13 protein-coding genes are annotated in these 16,221 nt (G+C 66.2%); 11 read left to right on the top strand and 2 right to left on the bottom strand.

The genetic code is table 11. The features are described 5' to 3' along the window. Positions 1-5 precede the first annotated feature (5 nt). Complete coding sequence (gene lplT, locus AC1RQK_RS09135) at positions 6-1,325, bottom strand: lysophospholipid transporter LplT (RefSeq protein ID WP_492371677.1); 1,320 nt, start codon at positions 1,323-1,325, stop codon at positions 6-8. Between the two features lie 461 nt (positions 1,326-1,786). On the opposite strand from lplT, the gene alr reads away from it, so the two are divergent. The 5 genes from alr (at position 1,787) to AC1RQK_RS09110 (ending at position 6,266) form a co-directional block, all read left to right on the top strand. Beyond that, positions 1,787-2,902, top strand: a complete 1,116-nt coding sequence (alr, locus tag AC1RQK_RS09130; RefSeq protein WP_492371678.1) for an alanine racemase — start codon at positions 1,787-1,789, stop codon at positions 2,900-2,902. Positions 2,903-3,022: 120 nt separating this feature from the next. Then, the gene (gene radA / locus AC1RQK_RS09125; RefSeq protein WP_006161974.1) at positions 3,023-4,384 is read left to right on the top strand and encodes a DNA repair protein RadA; all 1,362 of its coding nucleotides are present in this window, start codon (positions 3,023-3,025) and stop codon (positions 4,382-4,384) included. Positions 4,385-4,460: 76 nt separating this feature from the next. Next, positions 4,461-5,042 (top strand): hypothetical protein, encoded by a 582-nt coding sequence (locus tag AC1RQK_RS09120; protein ID WP_492371679.1) that lies wholly within the window; start codon positions 4,461-4,463, stop codon positions 5,040-5,042. 25 nt (positions 5,043-5,067) lie between these two features. Further along, positions 5,068-5,721: a GNAT family N-acetyltransferase gene (locus tag AC1RQK_RS09115; RefSeq protein WP_492371680.1), complete on the top strand. Its 654-nt coding sequence runs from the start codon at positions 5,068-5,070 to the stop codon at positions 5,719-5,721. Between the two features lie 59 nt (positions 5,722-5,780). Further along, complete coding sequence (locus tag AC1RQK_RS09110; protein ID WP_006161979.1) at positions 5,781-6,266, top strand: disulfide bond formation protein B; 486 nt, start codon at positions 5,781-5,783, stop codon at positions 6,264-6,266. An 81-nt stretch (positions 6,267-6,347) separates the two neighbouring features. Here AC1RQK_RS09110 and AC1RQK_RS09105 read toward each other — a convergent pair whose 3' ends face one another. Next, positions 6,348-8,294: an ATP-binding cassette domain-containing protein gene (locus AC1RQK_RS09105; protein WP_492371681.1), complete on the bottom strand. Its 1,947-nt coding sequence runs from the start codon at positions 8,292-8,294 to the stop codon at positions 6,348-6,350. 256 nt (positions 8,295-8,550) lie between these two features. On the opposite strand from AC1RQK_RS09105, the gene AC1RQK_RS09100 reads away from it, so the two are divergent. From AC1RQK_RS09100 to gsiD, 6 genes are all read left to right on the top strand, one after another. Further along, on the top strand, positions 8,551-9,645 hold the full coding sequence (locus tag AC1RQK_RS09100) for a MurR/RpiR family transcriptional regulator (protein ID WP_492371682.1): 1,095 nt from the start codon (positions 8,551-8,553) through the stop codon (positions 9,643-9,645). 5 nt (positions 9,646-9,650) lie between these two features. Beyond that, positions 9,651-10,604: an isoaspartyl peptidase/L-asparaginase family protein gene (locus tag AC1RQK_RS09095; protein WP_492371683.1), complete on the top strand. Its 954-nt coding sequence runs from the start codon at positions 9,651-9,653 to the stop codon at positions 10,602-10,604. A gap of 141 nt (positions 10,605-10,745) precedes the next feature. After that, complete coding sequence (locus AC1RQK_RS09090) at positions 10,746-12,635, top strand: dipeptide ABC transporter ATP-binding protein (RefSeq protein ID WP_492808617.1); 1,890 nt, start codon at positions 10,746-10,748, stop codon at positions 12,633-12,635. Between the two features lie 23 nt (positions 12,636-12,658). After that, the gene (gsiB, locus tag AC1RQK_RS09085) at positions 12,659-14,206 is read left to right on the top strand and encodes a glutathione ABC transporter substrate-binding protein GsiB (protein WP_492808616.1); all 1,548 of its coding nucleotides are present in this window, start codon (positions 12,659-12,661) and stop codon (positions 14,204-14,206) included. A 154-nt stretch (positions 14,207-14,360) separates the two neighbouring features. After that, entirely contained in the window at positions 14,361-15,281 is a 921-nt protein-coding gene (gsiC, locus tag AC1RQK_RS09080) for a glutathione ABC transporter permease GsiC (RefSeq protein WP_416048798.1), read from the top strand. An 11-nt stretch (positions 15,282-15,292) separates the two neighbouring features. Then, positions 15,293-16,210: a glutathione ABC transporter permease GsiD gene (gene gsiD / locus AC1RQK_RS09075; RefSeq protein ID WP_183031225.1), complete on the top strand. Its 918-nt coding sequence runs from the start codon at positions 15,293-15,295 to the stop codon at positions 16,208-16,210. Positions 16,211-16,221: the final 11 nt, after the last annotated feature.

Genomic DNA, 16,221 nt, shown 5'->3' with positions numbered 1-16,221 from the left:
GCCTCTTAGTGGTGCTTGTCCTCGCCGATCATGGCGAGTGAATTGAAGTTGCGCACGTTGTAGCGGTGCTGGCGCATCACCAGCAGCATGGTGGCGCATACGAAGATGCCGAAGGCCACGATGACAATGCCGATCGGCACATTGAGCTTGATCAGCAGCGCGTACAGGCACAGCATCAGCAGCACCGAGACGTTCTCGTTGAAGTTCTGCACGGCGATCGAATGGCCGGCCGACAGCAGGACGTGCCCGCGGTGTTGCAGCAGCGCGTTCATCGGCACCACGAAGTAGCCGGACATGCCTCCCACCAGCATCAGGAAGACGTAGGCGATCGCCATGTACAGCGGCATGTGCATGCCAAGCACATCCAGCGAAATTTCGGGCAGGCTGTTCTTGGTGTAGAAGGCCATCAGCATCACCACCACGCCCATCGCCACGCCAAACGGCAGCACCGACAGCGACTTGCGCAAGGGGATGCGCATGGCCGCCATGATCGCGCCTACCGCCACGCCCACCGCCACCACCGCTTGCAGCAGGGCGCCTTGCGACAGGTTCAGGCCGAGCGATTTTTCCGCCCATTTCAGCACGATGAATTGCAGGGTGGCGCCGGCACCCCAGAACAGCGTGGTCACGGCCAGCGAGATCTGGCCGAGCTTGTCGCGCCACAGGGCGGTAAAGCAATCAGCGAACTCGGCGATCAGCTTGATCGGGTTCTTTTCCTGCTGCGGGTAGCGGGCGCCCGTCTCGGGGATGAACAGGTTGAACACGGCTGCGATCACGTAGAACAGCATGATCACCACCATGGCTGCCTCGGCCGGGGTGTTGATGCCCGTGTTGACGTAGGGAACGTCGATGCCGAGCAGAAGATGCGAGATGTGCACCGAGATCAGTGCCCCGCCCACCACCGTGCCCAGGATGATCGAGCACACCGTCAGGCCTTCAATCCAGCCGTTGGCGGCGACCAGTTTCTCGGGCGGCAGCAACTCGGTGAGGATGCCGTACTTGGCGGGCGAGTATGCCGCTGCGCCGAACCCGACGATGCCGTAGGCCAGCAGCGGGTGCAACCCGAACATCATGATGGCGCACCCCGCTATCTTGATGGTGTTGGTGATGAACATCACCTTGCCCTTGGGCATCGAGTCGGCGAAGGCGCCCACGAAGGCGGCCAGCACGACGTAGGACAGCACGAAGAACAATTTGAGCAGCGGCGTCATCCACTGTGGGGAGTGCAGCTCGGTCAGAAGGGCGATAGCGGCGATGAGGAGCGCATTGTCGGCCAGCGAGGAGAAGAACTGCGCGGCCATGATGGTATAAAAACCCTTCTTCATACTTTGGACTCTATCTCCATCGCTATCACCGTACATGTCAGGCAGCAGCGCGCCGCTGGGTGCTGTTGTTGCCTGTAGGGAACCTGGGCCCGCGTCGTTGTCAAAGTGATGCCCGGGCCAGCCGTGGGATCGCTGCGCAGTTTGCCTGACCGTGTTCGACATATTGCATCACTTTTAAAACATGGCCGGAACGTCCGGCTTTATAACACGAAAATAAGGCGATTCCGAGCTTCCACGGGCCGCCGGTTGGACAGCGCAAGCGCGCGGCGATTCCCTAAATGTTTGCCCTAATGTGTTCAAATAACGTCTGTGCGACGCGCTGCGCGTACCGGGTCTTCCCGGATATGGTGCATCCACCCGGCGGAAGTGATCCGGCCAGACAGCCAGGATCCCCGCCGATCCGCCGCGCCGCAAGCCACTAGAAGCAGTAGAAAGCACTAGAAAGCACTAGAAGCGATCCCATGCCAAGACCCATTCACGCCGTCATTCATCAACCGGCCCTGGCCAACAACCTGGACGTAGTGCGCCGTTGCGCACCCCAGTCGCGCGTCTGGGCTGTGATCAAGGCCAACGCCTATGGCCACGGCATCCGCCGGGCATTCGCCGGCCTGCGCGCTGCCGACGGCTTCGGCCTGCTTGACCTGAACGAAGCCGTGCTGCTGCGCGAGCTGGGCTGGCAAGGCCCGATCCTGCTGCTAGAGGGTTTCTTCCAGCCGCAGGACGTGCCCTTGCTGGAGCAGTACCGTCTCACCACCGCGGTGCATTGCGAGGAACAACTGCGCATGCTGGAAGTGGCGCGTCCCAAGGGGCCGCTGGGCATCCAGCTCAAGCTCAACACCGGCATGAACCGGCTGGGCTTCCGCCCGGAGCAGTACCGCACAGCCTGGGAGCGTGCGCGAACCCTGCCATGCGTAGGCAGCATTGTGCACATGACCCATTTCTCGGACGCCGACAGCGCGCGCGGCGTCGCGCACCAGTTGGAAGTCTTCGACGCCACCACCGCCAACCTGCCGGGCGAGGCCAGCTTGTCCAACTCGGCCGCCACGCTGTGGCATCCCCAGGCCCATCGCGCATGGGTCCGTCCCGGGGTGGTGCTGTACGGTGCCTCGCCCTCGGGCGTCGCGGCCGATGTGGCCAGCTTTGGGCTGCAGCCGGCCATGTCGCTGCACAGCGAGCTGATTTCGGTGCAGGACCTGCAGCCGGGCGATACCGTAGGCTATGGCTCGCTGTTCACGGCCGAGCGGCCGATGCGCATCGGCGTGGTGGCCTGCGGCTATGCCGACGGCTATCCGCGCCACGCCGCAGGCTGGGGCGACAAGCCGGCGCCGGTGCTGGTCGACGGCGTGCGCACCCATCTGGTGGGCCGGGTCTCCATGGACATGATCTGCGTCGACCTGACGCCTTGTCCGAAAGCCAAGGTGGGCAGCGCCGTGACCCTGTGGGGCCAGGGCTTGCCGATCGACGACGTCGCCGTGGCCAGCGGCACCGTGGGCTACGAACTGATGTGCGCGCTGGCGCCCCGGGTGCCCGTCACCGTGGCGACCCTGACCGCGCCGGAGCAGCCTGCGCTGACCTGAGCGGCCCATGCAGGGCAGGGGCCGGGGCTTTCGTCCCGGCCCAGGCGACCGATCCCGAGCCCCCGCCATTTCCTTGCGCATCCTTTTCAGCATCCCCTTCAGCATCCCCTAGGACCTCAGTTGGCCAAGCCCAAGAACGTCTATACCTGCACCGAGTGCGGCGGCACCTCGCCGCGCTGGCAAGGCCAGTGCCCGCAGTGCCAGCAATGGAACACGCTGGTGGAGAGCGTGGCGGAAACCCCTTCGACCAAGCGCTTCCAGCCGCTGGCGGCCTCGGCCATGGTGCAGCGCCTGTCGGAGATCGACGCCGCCGACGTGCCGCGCTTTTCCAGCGGCATCGAGGAGTTCGACCGCGTGCTCGGCGGTGGTCTGGTGTCGGGTGGGGTGGTGTTGATCGGCGGCGATCCCGGCATCGGCAAGTCCACCTTGCTGCTGCAAGCCCTGGCCAACCTGTCCGCGCAGCGCCGCGTGCTGTACGTCAGCGGCGAGGAGTCCGGCGCGCAGATCGCACTGCGGGCGCAGCGCCTGGGCGTGGACAGCCCGCACCTGGCGCTGCTGGCCGAGATCCAGCTCGAGAAGATCCAGGCCACGCTGGAGGTGGAAAAGCCCGAGGTCGCGGTGATCGATTCGATCCAGACCTTGTTCTCGGATGCGCTGACCTCGGCCCCAGGCTCGGTCGCCCAGGTGCGCGAGTGCGCGGCCCAGCTGACCCGGATTGCCAAGAGCACCGGCACCACCATCATCCTGGTCGGCCACGTGACCAAGGACGGCAGCCTGGCCGGCCCGCGCGTGCTGGAGCACATCGTCGATACCGTGCTGTATTTCGAGGGCGACACGCATTCCTCGCACCGCCTGATCCGTGCCTTCAAGAACCGTTTTGGCGCGGTCAACGAGCTGGGCGTGTTCGCCATGACCGAGCGCGGCCTGCGCGGGGTCAGCAACCCGTCAGCACTGTTCCTGTCGCAGCATGAGCAGGTGGTGCCCGGCTCCTGCGTGCTGGTGACGCAGGAGGGCACGCGCCCGCTGCTGGTGGAGGTGCAGGCGCTGGTCGATACGGCTAACGTGCCGAACCCGCGGCGCCTGGCGGTGGGTCTGGAGCAGAACCGGCTGGCCATGCTGCTGGCGGTGCTGCACCGCCATGCCGGCATTGCCTGCTTTGACCAGGACGTCTTCCTCAACGCCGTGGGCGGGGTCAAGATCACCGAGCCGGCGGCCGACCTGGCGGTGCTGCTGGCCATTCACTCCTCCATGCGCAACAAGCCGCTGCCACGCGGCCTGGTGGTGTTTGGCGAAATCGGCCTGGCCGGTGAGATCCGGCCCAGCCCGCGCGGGCAGGACCGCTTGCGCGAGGCGGCCAAGCTGGGCTTCTCGATCGCGGTGATCCCCAAGGCCAACGCGCCCAAGCAGAAGATCGAGGGCCTGGAAGTGATCGCGGTGGAGCGGCTGGAGCAGGCGATCGACCGGGTTCGGCATATGGAGTGAGGCTTTCGGCCCATTCCTGCCCTTTTTCCAGCAACTTTGGGTATATTCCGAAGCACTTTTTAATCGGAGTTCATCCATGCTCACTTTCAACGTCCGACGCCACGCCGGCCTGCTAGCCGCGATCGGCTGCGGCGCCACGCTGCTCTCGGTGTCCGGCGCCGCCGCCGCGGCCGATGCCAGCAAGGCGTTCTTTGACGCAGCGCTGTGCAAGCCGCCCTACACGACGAAATCCGCCACCGCGCTTTATGAGGCCGCCGAGAAGCTCGCCAAGCCGGATCTGTCCAGGCTGGGCGCGGCCATCTACAAGCTGCCGCAGCCCATCGGGCAGGACGGTTTCCAAAGTGATGAAGTGGTATTCGCCGGTACGTCGGCGGGTGTGCTGGTGCAAGGCCTGCAGGCTGAGGCGCTGGCCGCGCGCTACAAGCTCAAGCAGGAGCCTTCGACGTTGCTCGGCACCGCCACCAAGGGCTTTGCCCGCGCTCTGCCGGCCGCTCAGCAGCCCCTGCCCGATCTCGGCACCGTTTCCATCGTGGCGCGCGAAAGCGCCGCGCTGCCTGGCAAGACGTTGCTGCTCTGCGAGCTTGTCAGCCACGCGGATGCGCGGGCGCTCAAAGCCTACGAGCGCAGCCGGGCGGAGCAGGGCGCCGCTGCGCGCTGACACTGGCCCAGGAGAAGTTGCCACCATGCCCGATCAATGCCCTTCGGCGCCAGGCACGGCTGGCCATGAGCCGGTCGTGCTGGAAACCGCGCGGCTGCGCCTGCGCCAGTGGCGTGAGGCGGATTTCGCACCCTTTGCCGCGCTCAATGCCGATCCTGTGGTGATGGCGTGTTTCCCCGCGCCGCTAGACCGCGCGGCCAGCGACGCGATGGCGCTGCGCTGCCAGGCGCTGATCGCGCAGCGGGGCTGGGGCTTTTGGGCGGTTGAGCGCAAGGCCGATGGCGCATTCATCGGCTTTGTCGGCCTGCACGAGCCTGCCGCTGCGTTGCCGTTTTCGCCCTGTGTGGAAATCGGCTGGCGCCTGGCGCAGGCGTACTGGGGGCAGGGCTATGCCTCTGAGGCGGCGCAGGCCGCGCTGCGCTTGGGCTTCGAGCAACTGGCGCTGGCGGAAATCGTCTCGTTCACCGCGCTGCCCAACGTCCGTTCGCGGGCCGTGATGGAGCGCCTGGGCATGGTGGCGGACGGCACCTTCGAGCACCCGGCGGTCGCGCCGGACAGCCCGTTGCGCAAGCATTGGCTCTACCGCTTGCCGTTGGCGCGCTGGCATGCGTCAATCCGCCGCAAGCAGCGCCTTGCCCATCGCAACGGATTGGGCGGGCGCGGTCCGCAAAATCGGTAATAATGTGCCTCGTATTGCGCGCCGGCGCATGTCGCCCGGCCCTTTTCTGCTAGTGAGCCATGCAAGCCAATTCCCGTAGTTTCTTTTTGCTGATCGCCGCGATTTCGTTCGGCCTGGTCGGCTATGCCCTCTACCTGCAGCATGTGGAGGGCTACCAGCCTTGCCCGCTTTGCGTGATGCAGCGTTTTGCCTTCGTCGGCATCGGCCTGTTCTCGCTGCTGGCCGCCATTGCGCAGAACACGCGCAGCCTGTGGCAGGGCCTGGGCATGTTGTCCGGCGTGGCCGGCATCGCGGTGGCGGGCTATCACGTGTCGCTGCTGCTCAACCCCAAGGCCAGCTGCGGCATCGATCCGCTGGAGAACTGGGTCAACCAGTTGCCCACGGCCAAGATCTTGCCGCAGGTGTTCTACTCGGATGGCATGTGCACCACGCCGCTGCCCCCGATCTTCGGCCTGTCGATCCCGGCATGGTCGCTGATCTGGCTGTTCATCCTGTCCGCCACGCTGGCGGTCGGCATGATCCGGCGCGAGAAGAACTACCGCTGATCTGCCTGGCGCGCACCGGCGGCTGCCGGCGCGCGCATCCCGGGGGCTGCCGCCCCCGGCACCCCTCGCACGATCCAACGATCAAACGATCAGCTCGATCTGCTCCTGCAGCTCCAGCCAGCGCTCTTCCAGCGTGTCCAGCTCGCCGCCGACCTCGCCCTGGCGCTTGAGCATTTCCAGCAGCTTTGCCTTGTTGGCCTCCGCGTAGCTGGCTTCGTCGGCCATGAAGGTGTCGATCTCGCTCTTGGCCTGCTGCAGCACGGCCATGCGCTTTTCCACCTTTTCCAGCTCCTTGGCCAGCGGCTTGCGCAATTGCGTCAGGCGCTGGCGCTCGTCGGCCTCGGCGCGGCGCTGGTCGCGGCGGTTGGCGGTGGAGGCCGCTGGTGCTTCGCCGTCTTCCTGTGCGTGCGCGGCGGTGGCCGCGTTGCGCTTGGCCGCGGCTTGCTTGAGCAGCCAGTCGCGGTAATCGTCCAGGTCACCATCGAAGGGCTGGATGGTGCCGTCGGCCACCAGCAGAAACTGGTCGGTGGTGGCGCGCAGCAGGTGTCGGTCGTGGGAGACCACGATCAGCGTGCCTTCGAACTGCGCCAGCGCCATGGTGAGGGCCTCGCGGGTGTCGAGGTCCAGGTGGTTGGTTGGCTCATCCAGCAGCAACAGGTTGGGCTTTTGCCAGACGATCAGCGATAGCGCCAGGCGCGCCTTCTCGCCGCCGGAGAACGGCTCGATCGACGCGGTGGCCATTTCGCCGCGGAAATTGAAGCTGCCGAGGAAGTCGCGCAGTTCCTGCTCGCGGGTGTCCGGCGCGAGCCGGGCCAAGTGCTGCAGCGGCGACTCGTGATCGCGCAGCGTTTCCAGCTGGTGCTGGGCAAAGTAGCCGATCTGCAGGCCCTTGCCCTGGCGCAGCGTGCCGGCCAGCGCTTCCTGCGAGGCGGCCAGCGTCTTGACAAGGGTTGATTTGCCCTGGCCGTTGGCGCCCAGCAGGCCGATGCGCTGGCCGGTCTGGATCGACAGCGTGAGGTTGTGCAGGATGGTCACGGGCGGCGCGTCCGGCGCGGGAGCGGGATAGCCGCAGTCCACGCCTTCGAGCACCATCATCGGGTTGGGCGCCGAATCCGGCTCGCGGAACTCGAACGCAAAGCCCGCAGCGATATGCACCGGCGCCAGCCGTTCCATCTTCTCCAGTGCCTTGACCCGGCTCTGCGCCTGGCGTGCCTTGCTGGCCTTGGCCTTGAAGCGGGTGATGAAGGATTCGAGGTGGGCGATTTCCTTTTGCTGGCGCGAGTAGGCGGATTGCTGCAAGGCCATCTGCTGCAGGCGCAGCGTCTCGAACTGGCTGTAGTTGCCGCCATAGCGGCGCAATTGCTGGTTCTCGATGTGCACGGTGACATTGCAGATCGCATCGAGGAATTCGCGATCGTGGGAAATCATCACCAGCGTGCCCGGATAGCGCGCCAGCCAGTCTTCCAGCCAGACGATGGCGTCCAGGTCCAGGTGGTTGGTGGGCTCATCGAGCAGCAGCAGGTCGGACGGGCACATCAGCGCCTGCGCCAGGTTCAGCCGCATGCGCCAGCCGCCGGAGAACGAGGCCACCGGTTGCGACACCTGCGCCAGCGTAAAGCCCAGCCCCAGCAGCAGGGCCTCCGCACGTGCCGGCGCGGTGTAGCCGTCGGCATCGGCAAAGGCGGCGTGGGCTTCGCCCTCTGCGCTGCCATCGCCGCTGGCCTGGGCCGCGGCGATGCGCGCTTCGATGTCGCGCAGCCGGGTATCGCCGTCGATCGTGTAATCCACTGCACTGCGCATGACCGCGGGGGTTTCCTGCGCAACGTGGGCAGTACGCCACTGCGGCGGGATGGCCACGTCGCCGCCGTCCGCCTGCAATTCGCCGCGCAGCATGGCGAACAGGGTCGACTTGCCGCTGCCGTTGGCACCGACAAGGCCGACGCGCTCGCCGGGGTTCAGCGTCACGCTGGTGTGGTCGAACAGCACCTTGGTGCCGCGCTGGAGGACTAGCTGGTCGATTCGGATCACGGGAGGGGAAAGGCTGAAGAAGGCTGCGGGTCTGGGGCGGTTGCCCTTGTAGCTCGAAATCTAACCTGCCCCGGCATGGCACGGGGCAACCCGGCATTGTAGCCGCTTCGTATGGCGGCGCCCCCGCAACGCTCGGCGCATGGCGTATGGCCGTCTTCGTTTTCGATGTTCCTAGGTGAAAACCCTTGGGCTGGTAAAACTCTATTTTCATGGCATGGGGTTTGCGTGTAAATTTATTTACATAGATCCGCGCTGGATGAAAACGCTGTTTCCCGCCGCGCGCATCTCCGACCAACCCAATGCACGCGCCATGACCAACGGTAACGGTACCCACGGCTCTGCCGGAAAAAACGGCAGTAACGGCAGTAACGGCAGCGCTTCGATCGCGGAGCGCATCGCCCGCGCCTTGCCCACGCTCACGCCAGCGCACCAGCGCATGGCGGAGTACGTGCTGGGCAACCCGTTCCGCGCCGCCACCATGCGCATCGACGAATTTGCCGATGCCGTGGCGGTGTCGGTGGCCACCGCGAACCGCTTCGCGCATGCGCTGGGCTTCGAAGGCTTCCCGCAGTTCCGCGCCGAACTGGTGCGCGGTTTCGAGGCAACGCTTGCACCAGTTGAGAAATTGCGCACCGAACTGGCGCGTCCCGCCACGGTGGCCGAAGTGTTTGCCGCGTCGCTGGAGGAGGATGTGCGCAACCTCGAAGCCTCGCGGCGCGCGCTCGATGCCGAGACCTGCGAGCGCGCGGTGGCGGCCATCCTGGCGGCGGAGCGCATCTTCGTGGTGGGCTTCGGCGCCAGCGGCTTCCTGGCAGGGCTGTTGCAGCATGGGCTGGATATGTCCTGCCGCACCGTGATCTCGGTCTCGGGCGCGGGCGGCGCGTCCACCGCGGCGCGCCAGTTGTTCAAGTTGCAGCCGCGCGACCTGCTGATCGTGATCGGCTTCCCGCGCTATGTGTATGACACCGTGGCCATCGCCAAGCGTGCACGCTCGCATGGCGCCCATATCCTGGCGCTGACCGACGGGCCCACTTCGCCGCTGGCGCCGCTGGCCGACATCGCGCTGTACGCCCAGACCGGGCGCCAGCTTTCCGCCAATTCGGATGCGGCTGTGCTGGCCTTTATCGAGGCGCTGTGCGGCGCGGTGGCGTATCGCGCCGCGCATGCCGTCAAGGCCGCCGCCGAGATGACCGACTTCCTGCTGCCGTGGCTGCACGGCGCGCCCCCCGGACAAGGGCGGGATGGGCGCGAGCCGCGTGACCAACGCGAACAACGCCACGACGAAGCGGCCGAAGGCCGCGCCAAGGCGGCCACGGCACGCCGCAAAAAGACTTCCCCGAACGCATCGTGAACCTCATGAACACCCCAGTCATTGCTATCCACGGCGGCGCCGGCACCATCACCCGTGCCGCCATGAGCCCCGCCAAGGAAGCCGAATACACCGCCGCGCTGAGCGCTGTGCTTGAGGCCGGCCAGCGCGTGCTGGCCGATGGCGGTAGCGCGCTCGACGCTGTCACCGAGGCCGTGCGCCTGCTGGAAGATTGCCCGTTGTTCAATGCCGGGCGCGGCTCGGTGCTGACCCACGCCGGCACCTATGAGCTGGACGCCGCGATCATGGACGGCGCCACGCTGGGCGCCGGCGCGGTGGCCTGCGTCAAGCACCTGCGCAACCCGGTGCTGGCCGCGCGCGCTGTGATGGAGAAGAGCCAGCACGTGCTGTTCGCCGGCGAGGGCGCCGAGGCCTTCGCGCAAGCGCAGGGCCTGGAACTGGTGACACCGGACTATTACTTCACGCAGGCGCGCACCGATCAGTGGGCGCGCGCCCGCGCCGCCAGTGGCACGACCCTGCTGGACCACGACGCCGCCACGCTGGCTGCGGAACCCATTGACCCGGACACCAAGTTCGGCACGGTCGGCGCGGTGGCGTTCGATGCGCAGGGGCGCCTGGCCGCAGCGACTTCCACCGGCGGCGTGACCAACAAGCAGGTAGGCCGGGTGGGCGATACGCCCATCGTCGGCGCCGGCTGCTTTGCCGACGATGTGGCGGCGGTGTCCGCCACCGGCACCGGTGAAATGTTCATCCGCACCGTGGCCGCGTACGACGTGGCGGCGCAGATGCGCTACGCGGGCGTGCCGCTGGAAGAAGCCGCACGCCGCGTGGTGATGGAAAAGCTGCCTGCCATCGAAGGGCGCGGCGGCCTCATCGCCGTGGACCGTGACGGCAACGTCACGCTGCCGTTCAATACCGAAGGCATGTACCGCGGCTTCGCCCGGGTTGGCGAGCCGGTCAATGTGTGGATCTACGGCTGAGCGTGCGCGAGTACGGCAGCGGCACCCGCATGGCAAGCAACGCACCAAGCAAAGCACCAAGCAAAGCACCAAGCAAAGCACCAAGCAAAGCACCAAGCAAAGCACCAACAAAGCATCAACCTAGACACTAAAGGGGGCCCAGTGGCTGCATCCTCTTCCCAGTCGACCATCGTCCTGCCAGCGCAACGCGTGGTAGCCGTCAACGATCTCACCGTGCGTTTCTCCACCTCGGAGCGCACGGTGCAAGCCGTGCGCAACCTGTCTTTCCACGTCGATCGTGGCGAGACGCTGGCCGTGGTGGGCGAGTCGGGCTCGGGCAAGTCGGTGACCTCGCTCGCGCTGATGCGCCTGGTGGAACACGGCGGCGGCAAGATCGCCACCGGCAGCATGGCGCTGCGACGGCGCAATGGCCAGGTGCTCGATCTCGCCACCGCCGATGGCGCTGCCATGCGCCGCGTGCGTGGCAGCGACGTGGCGATGATTTTCCAGGAGCCGATGACCTCGCTCAACCCGGTATTTCCGGTGGGCGAGCAGATTGCCGAATCGATCCGCCTGCACCAGGGCAAGAGCCGCGCCGAGGCGCGCGCCGAAGCCCTGCGCATGCTGGAGATCGTGCGCATTCCCGAGGCGCGCCGCGTGCTGGACCGCTTCCCGCACCAGCTCTCCGGCGGCATGCGCCAGCGCGTGATGATCGCCATGGCGCTGTCGTGCAAGCCGGCGCTGCTGATCGCCGACGAGCCCACCACGGCGCTCGACGTCACCATCCAGGCCGAGATCCTGCAACTGATCCGCAACCTGCAGTCCGAGATGGACATGGCCGTGGTCTTCATCACCCACGACATGGGCGTGGTGGCCGAGGTGGCCGACCGCGTGCTGGTGATGTACCGCGGCGAGAAGGTGGAGGAGGGCACCTCCGAGCAAGTCTTCGGCAAGCCCGCGCATCCCTACACCCGTGCGCTGCTGTCCGCGGTGCCCAAGCTGGGCGCCATGCGCGGCACCGACTGGCCGGCCAAGTTCCCGCTGGTGCAGCTGGACCAGGGCGAGCCGGTGGCGCCGGTGCCGCAGGATACGGTGGCGGTGGACGCCTCGCCGATCCTGCGCGTGCGCGACCTGGTGACCCGCTTCGACGTGCCGGGTGGCCTGCTGGGCCGCGTGGCGCGCCGCGTGCACGCGGTGGAGCGCGTGAGCTTTGACCTCTACCCCGGCGAGACCCTGGCGCTGGTGGGCGAGTCCGGCTGTGGCAAGTCCACCACCGGCCGCTCGCTGCTGCGCCTGGTCGACAGCCAGAGTGGCACCATCGAGTTCAACGGGCAGGACATCAGCCAGATGCGCGGCGGCGCCCTGCAGACCCTGCGCCGCAATATCCAGTTCATCTTCCAGGACCCGTTCGCCTCGCTCGACCCGCGCGTGCCGGTGGGCTACTCCATCATGGAGCCGCTGCTGGTGCACAAGGTGGCCAGCGGCAAGGAGGCCGAGCAGCGCGTGGCCTGGCTGCTGGAAAAGGTGGGCCTGTCGGCCGCGCACGCCTCGCGCTACCCGCACGAGTTCTCGGGCGGCCAGCGCCAGCGCATCTGCATTGCGCGCGCGCTCGCCTTGAACCCGAAGGTGGTGGTCGCCGACGAATCGGTCTCCGCGCTCGACGTTTCCATCCAGGCGCAGATCGTCAACCTGATGCTGGACCTGCAGCGCGAGATGGGCATTGCGTTCCTCTTCATTTCGCATGACATGGCCGTGGTGGAGCGCGTGAGCCACCGCGTGGCGGTGATGTACCTGGGCCAGATCGTCGAGATCGGCCCGCGCCGCGCCATTTTTGAAAACCCGCAGCACCCGTACACCAAGAAGCTGATGTCGGCGGTGCCGATCGCCGATCCGGCGCGCCGCCACCTCAAGCGCGAGCCGCTCTCGGACGAAATGCCCAGCCCGATCCGCGCGCTTGGCGACGAGCCGGTGGTGCAACCGCTCGTAGCAGTTGGCGGCAACGCCGCATCCCATCATTTTGTAGCCCGGCACGCCATCGGCGGCGCCTACTGAACTGACGAAACCAAGGAGAATCGATGATGACCCGTTTGGCCCCTTCCAAGTTGATCGCCGGTGGCCTGGCCCTGGCCGCGTTCGGCGCAGGTCCCGCCTTTGCCGCCAAGGATGCCGTGATGGCGGTGTACTCCACCTTCACCACGCTCGATCCGTACGACGCCAACGACACGCTGTCGCAAGCCGCCGCCAAGTCCTTCTACCAAGGCCTGTTCGGCTTTGACAAGGACATGAAGCTGATCAACGTGCTGGCCGAGAGCTATGAAGCCAGCAAGGACGGCCTGACGTACACCATCAAGCTGAAGAAGAACGTGAAGTTCCACGACGGCACAGCCTTCGATGCCGCCGCCGTCAAGGCCAACTTCGACCGTGTCACCAACCCGGCCAACAAGCTCAAGCGCTACACGCTGTTCAACCGCGTGGCCAAGACGGAAGTGGTCGACGCCAACACCGTCAAGGTCACGCTGAAGGAGCCGTTCTCGCCGTTCATCAATGTGCTGGCCCACCCGTCCGCCGTGATGATCTCGCCCGCAGCGCTGCAGAAGTACGGCAAGGACATCGCCTTCCATCCGGTCGGCACCGGCCCGTTCGAGTTCGTCGAGTGGAAGCAGCCCGATCACCTGAAGGGCAAGAAATTCGCCGGTTTCTGGAAGACCGGCTATCCCAAGATCGATTCCATCACCTGGAAGCCGGTGGTGGACAACAACACGCGTGCCGCCATCATGCAGACCGGCGAAGCGGACTTTGCCTTCAGCATTCCGTTCGAACAGGCGGCCGTGCTCAAGGGCAGTGCCAAGGTGGACCTGATCGCCTCGTCCTCGATCATCCAGCGCTACCTGAGCATGAACACCATGGTCAAGCCGTTCAACGACCCCAAGGTGCGCCAGGCCATCAACTACGCCATCAACAAGGACGCGCTGGCCAAGGTAGCCTTCGCCGGTTACGCCACGCCGATGGACGGCGTGGTGCCCGCGGGCGTGGACTACGCCGAGAAGCTGGGCCCGTGGCCGTATGACCCGGCCAAGGCACGCGCGCTGCTCAAGGAAGCCGGCTACCCGAACGGCTTCGAGACCACGCTGTGGTCCGCGTACAACCACACCACCGCGCAGAAGGTGATCCAGTTCGTGCAGCAGCAACTGCAGCAAGTCGGCATCAAGGCGACCGTGCAAGCGCTTGAGGCCGGCCAGCGCGTCGAGAAGGTGGAGAGCGTGCAGAAGCCGGAAGATGCCGGCGTGCGCATGTACTACGTAGGCTGGTCGTCATCGACCGGCGAGTCCGACTGGGCGCTGCGTCCGCTGCTGGCCTCGGAATCGATGCCGCCCAAGCTGCTGAACACCGCGTACTACAAGAACGACCAGGTCGACGCCGACATCGCCGGCGCCCTGCGTACCACCGACCGTGGCGAGAAGGCCCGTCTGTACAAGGATGCGCAGGAACACATCTGGAAGGATGCGCCCTGGGCGTTCCTGGTGACTGAAAAGGTGCTGTATGCGCGCAGCAAGCGCCTGACGGGCGCCTACGTGACGCCGGACGGCTCGTTCAGCTTCGACGAGATCGACATCAAGCAGTAAGCGCATTGGCTTGACGCGTGGCGCGTCCCATCAGCGCGGTGCCACGTGCTCAGTCATCGCTTAGCGGTACAGCGCAGTAAGCCGTGCACGGCCGCCTGCCCACAGTCGCGGGGGCAGGGCGGGCGGCCCGCGGTCTTTAATCATCCGGTGCATCATGCTGAATTACTTTCTCAAACGATTCCTGGGCGTGATCCCCACATTGCTGATCGTGGCAGTGCTGGTGTTCCTGTTCGTCCACCTGTTGCCCGGCGATCCCGCCCGGCTCGCGGCCGGCCCCGAGGCCGACCAGGCCACGGTGGAACTGGTGCGCCGCGATCTCGGCCTGGACAAGCCGCTGCCCGAGCAGTTCGTGCAATTCTTCTCGAACGCCGTGCGCTGGGAGTTTGGCAATTCGCTGCGCACCAAGCGGCCGGTCAGCGAGGAAATCGGCGACCGCTTCATGCCGACCCTGTACCTGACGCTGGCCTCGATGGTTTGGGCGGTGATCTTCGGCATGGTGATCGGGATCAGCTCGGCCGTCTGGCGCAACCGCTGGCCCGACCGCTTCGGCATGACGCTCGCCGTGTCCGGCATTTCGTTTCCCGCTTTCGCGCTGGGCATGCTGCTGATGGAGGTGTTCTCGGTGCAGCTGGGCTGGCTACCGTCGATCGGCGCCGATACCTGGAAGCACTACATCCTGCCGTCGATCACGCTGGGCGCCGCGGTGGCCGCCGTGATGGCACGTTTTACCCGCGCCTCCTTTGTCGAGGTGCTGAATGAAGATTTCGTGCGGACCGCGCGCGCCAAGGGCGTGGGCGAGTTCCTGGTGGTGGCCAAGCACTGCCTGCGCAACGCCATGATTCCCGTGGTGACCATGATGGGCCTGCAGTTCGGCTTCCTGCTGGGCGGCTCGATCGTGGTGGAAAAGGTGTTCAACTGGCCTGGCCTCGGACGCCTGCTGGTGGACGCGGTCGAGATGCGCGACTACCCGGTCATCCAGGCCGAGGTGCTGCTGTTCTCGCTCGAGTTCATCCTGATCAACCTGGTGGTCGACGTGCTGTACACCGTCATCAACCCCGCCATTCGTTACAAGTAAGTGAGGCCGGCATGACCCAGCTATCCACGCCCGCCAACGGCGAGCCCGCCGTTCCGGCCGCAGCCGCCACGCAAGAAGCCGTGCGCACGCCCTGGACCGAGTTCTGGCGCAAATTCCGCAAGCAGCACCTGGCGCTCGGCGCCGGCGTGTTCGTGCTGCTGCTGGTGGCGGTGGCGGTCCTCGCCCCGCACCTGGTGCCTTACGATCCGGAGAATTTCTTCGACTACGACGCGCTCAATGCCGGCCCCTCCGCCGCGCACTGGTTTGGCGTCGATTCGCTCGGGCGTGACATCTTCAGCCGCATCCTGGCCGGTGCCCGCATCTCGCTGGCGGCGGGCTTCTTCTCGGTGATCATTGGCGCCATCGTGGGCACCGTGCTCGGCCTGCTGGCCGGCTACTACGAAGGCTGGTGGGACCGCATCGTGATGCGTATCTCCGATGTGCTGTTCGCCTTCCCCGGCATCCTGCTGGCGATCGGCATCGTCGCCATCCTCGGCAACGGCATGACCAACGTGATCTTCGCGGTGGCGGTGTTCAGCATCCCGGCGTTCGCCCGCCTGGTGCGCGGCAATACGCTGATGCTCAAGCGCCTGACGTATGTGGAAGCCGCGCGCAGCATCGGCGCGTCCGACTTCACCATCCTGATGCGCCACATCCTGCCGGGCACCATCTCGTCCATCGTGGTGTATTTCTCGATGCGTATCGGCACCTCGATCATCACCGCGGCCAGCCTGTCTTTCCTGGGCCTGGGCGCGCAGCCGCCCACGCCGGAGTGGGGCGCGATGCTCAACGAAGCCCGCGCCGACATGGTGACCGCGCCGCATGTGGCGATTTTCCCCAGCCTGGCCATCTTCCTGACCGTGCTGGCGTTCAACCTGCTGGGCGACGGCCTGCGCGACGCGCTGGACCCGAAGATCGACCGGCGCTAAGGAGCGCACGC

The organism is Cupriavidus sp. GW822-FHT02D05 (genome assembly GCF_058802485.1).
The sequence above is the reverse complement of the archived record's forward strand: the minus strand, read 5'-3'. Positions and strand labels throughout refer to the sequence as shown.

Excerpts from the sequence above, each read along its gene's own strand:
- AC1RQK_RS09120 (WP_492371679.1), top strand. The coding sequence starts at position 4,461 with ATGCTCACTTTCAACGTCCGACGCCACGCCGGCCTGCTAGCCGCGATC.
- gsiD (WP_183031225.1), top strand. The coding sequence starts at position 15,293 with ATGACCCAGCTATCCACGCCCGCCAACGGCGAGCCCGCCGTTCCGGCC.
- AC1RQK_RS09095 (WP_492371683.1), top strand. The coding sequence starts at position 9,651 with ATGAACACCCCAGTCATTGCTATCCACGGCGGCGCCGGCACCATCACC.
- alr (WP_492371678.1), top strand. The coding sequence starts at position 1,787 with ATGCCAAGACCCATTCACGCCGTCATTCATCAACCGGCCCTGGCCAAC.
- AC1RQK_RS09115 (WP_492371680.1), top strand. The coding sequence starts at position 5,068 with ATGCCCGATCAATGCCCTTCGGCGCCAGGCACGGCTGGCCATGAGCCG.
- AC1RQK_RS09100 (WP_492371682.1), top strand. The coding sequence starts at position 8,551 with ATGAAAACGCTGTTTCCCGCCGCGCGCATCTCCGACCAACCCAATGCA.
- AC1RQK_RS09110 (WP_006161979.1), top strand. The coding sequence starts at position 5,781 with ATGCAAGCCAATTCCCGTAGTTTCTTTTTGCTGATCGCCGCGATTTCG.
- lplT (WP_492371677.1), bottom strand. The coding sequence starts at position 1,325 with ATGAAGAAGGGTTTTTATACCATCATGGCCGCGCAGTTCTTCTCCTCG.
- gsiC (WP_416048798.1), top strand. The coding sequence starts at position 14,361 with ATGCTGAATTACTTTCTCAAACGATTCCTGGGCGTGATCCCCACATTG.
- gsiB (WP_492808616.1), top strand. The coding sequence starts at position 12,659 with ATGATGACCCGTTTGGCCCCTTCCAAGTTGATCGCCGGTGGCCTGGCC.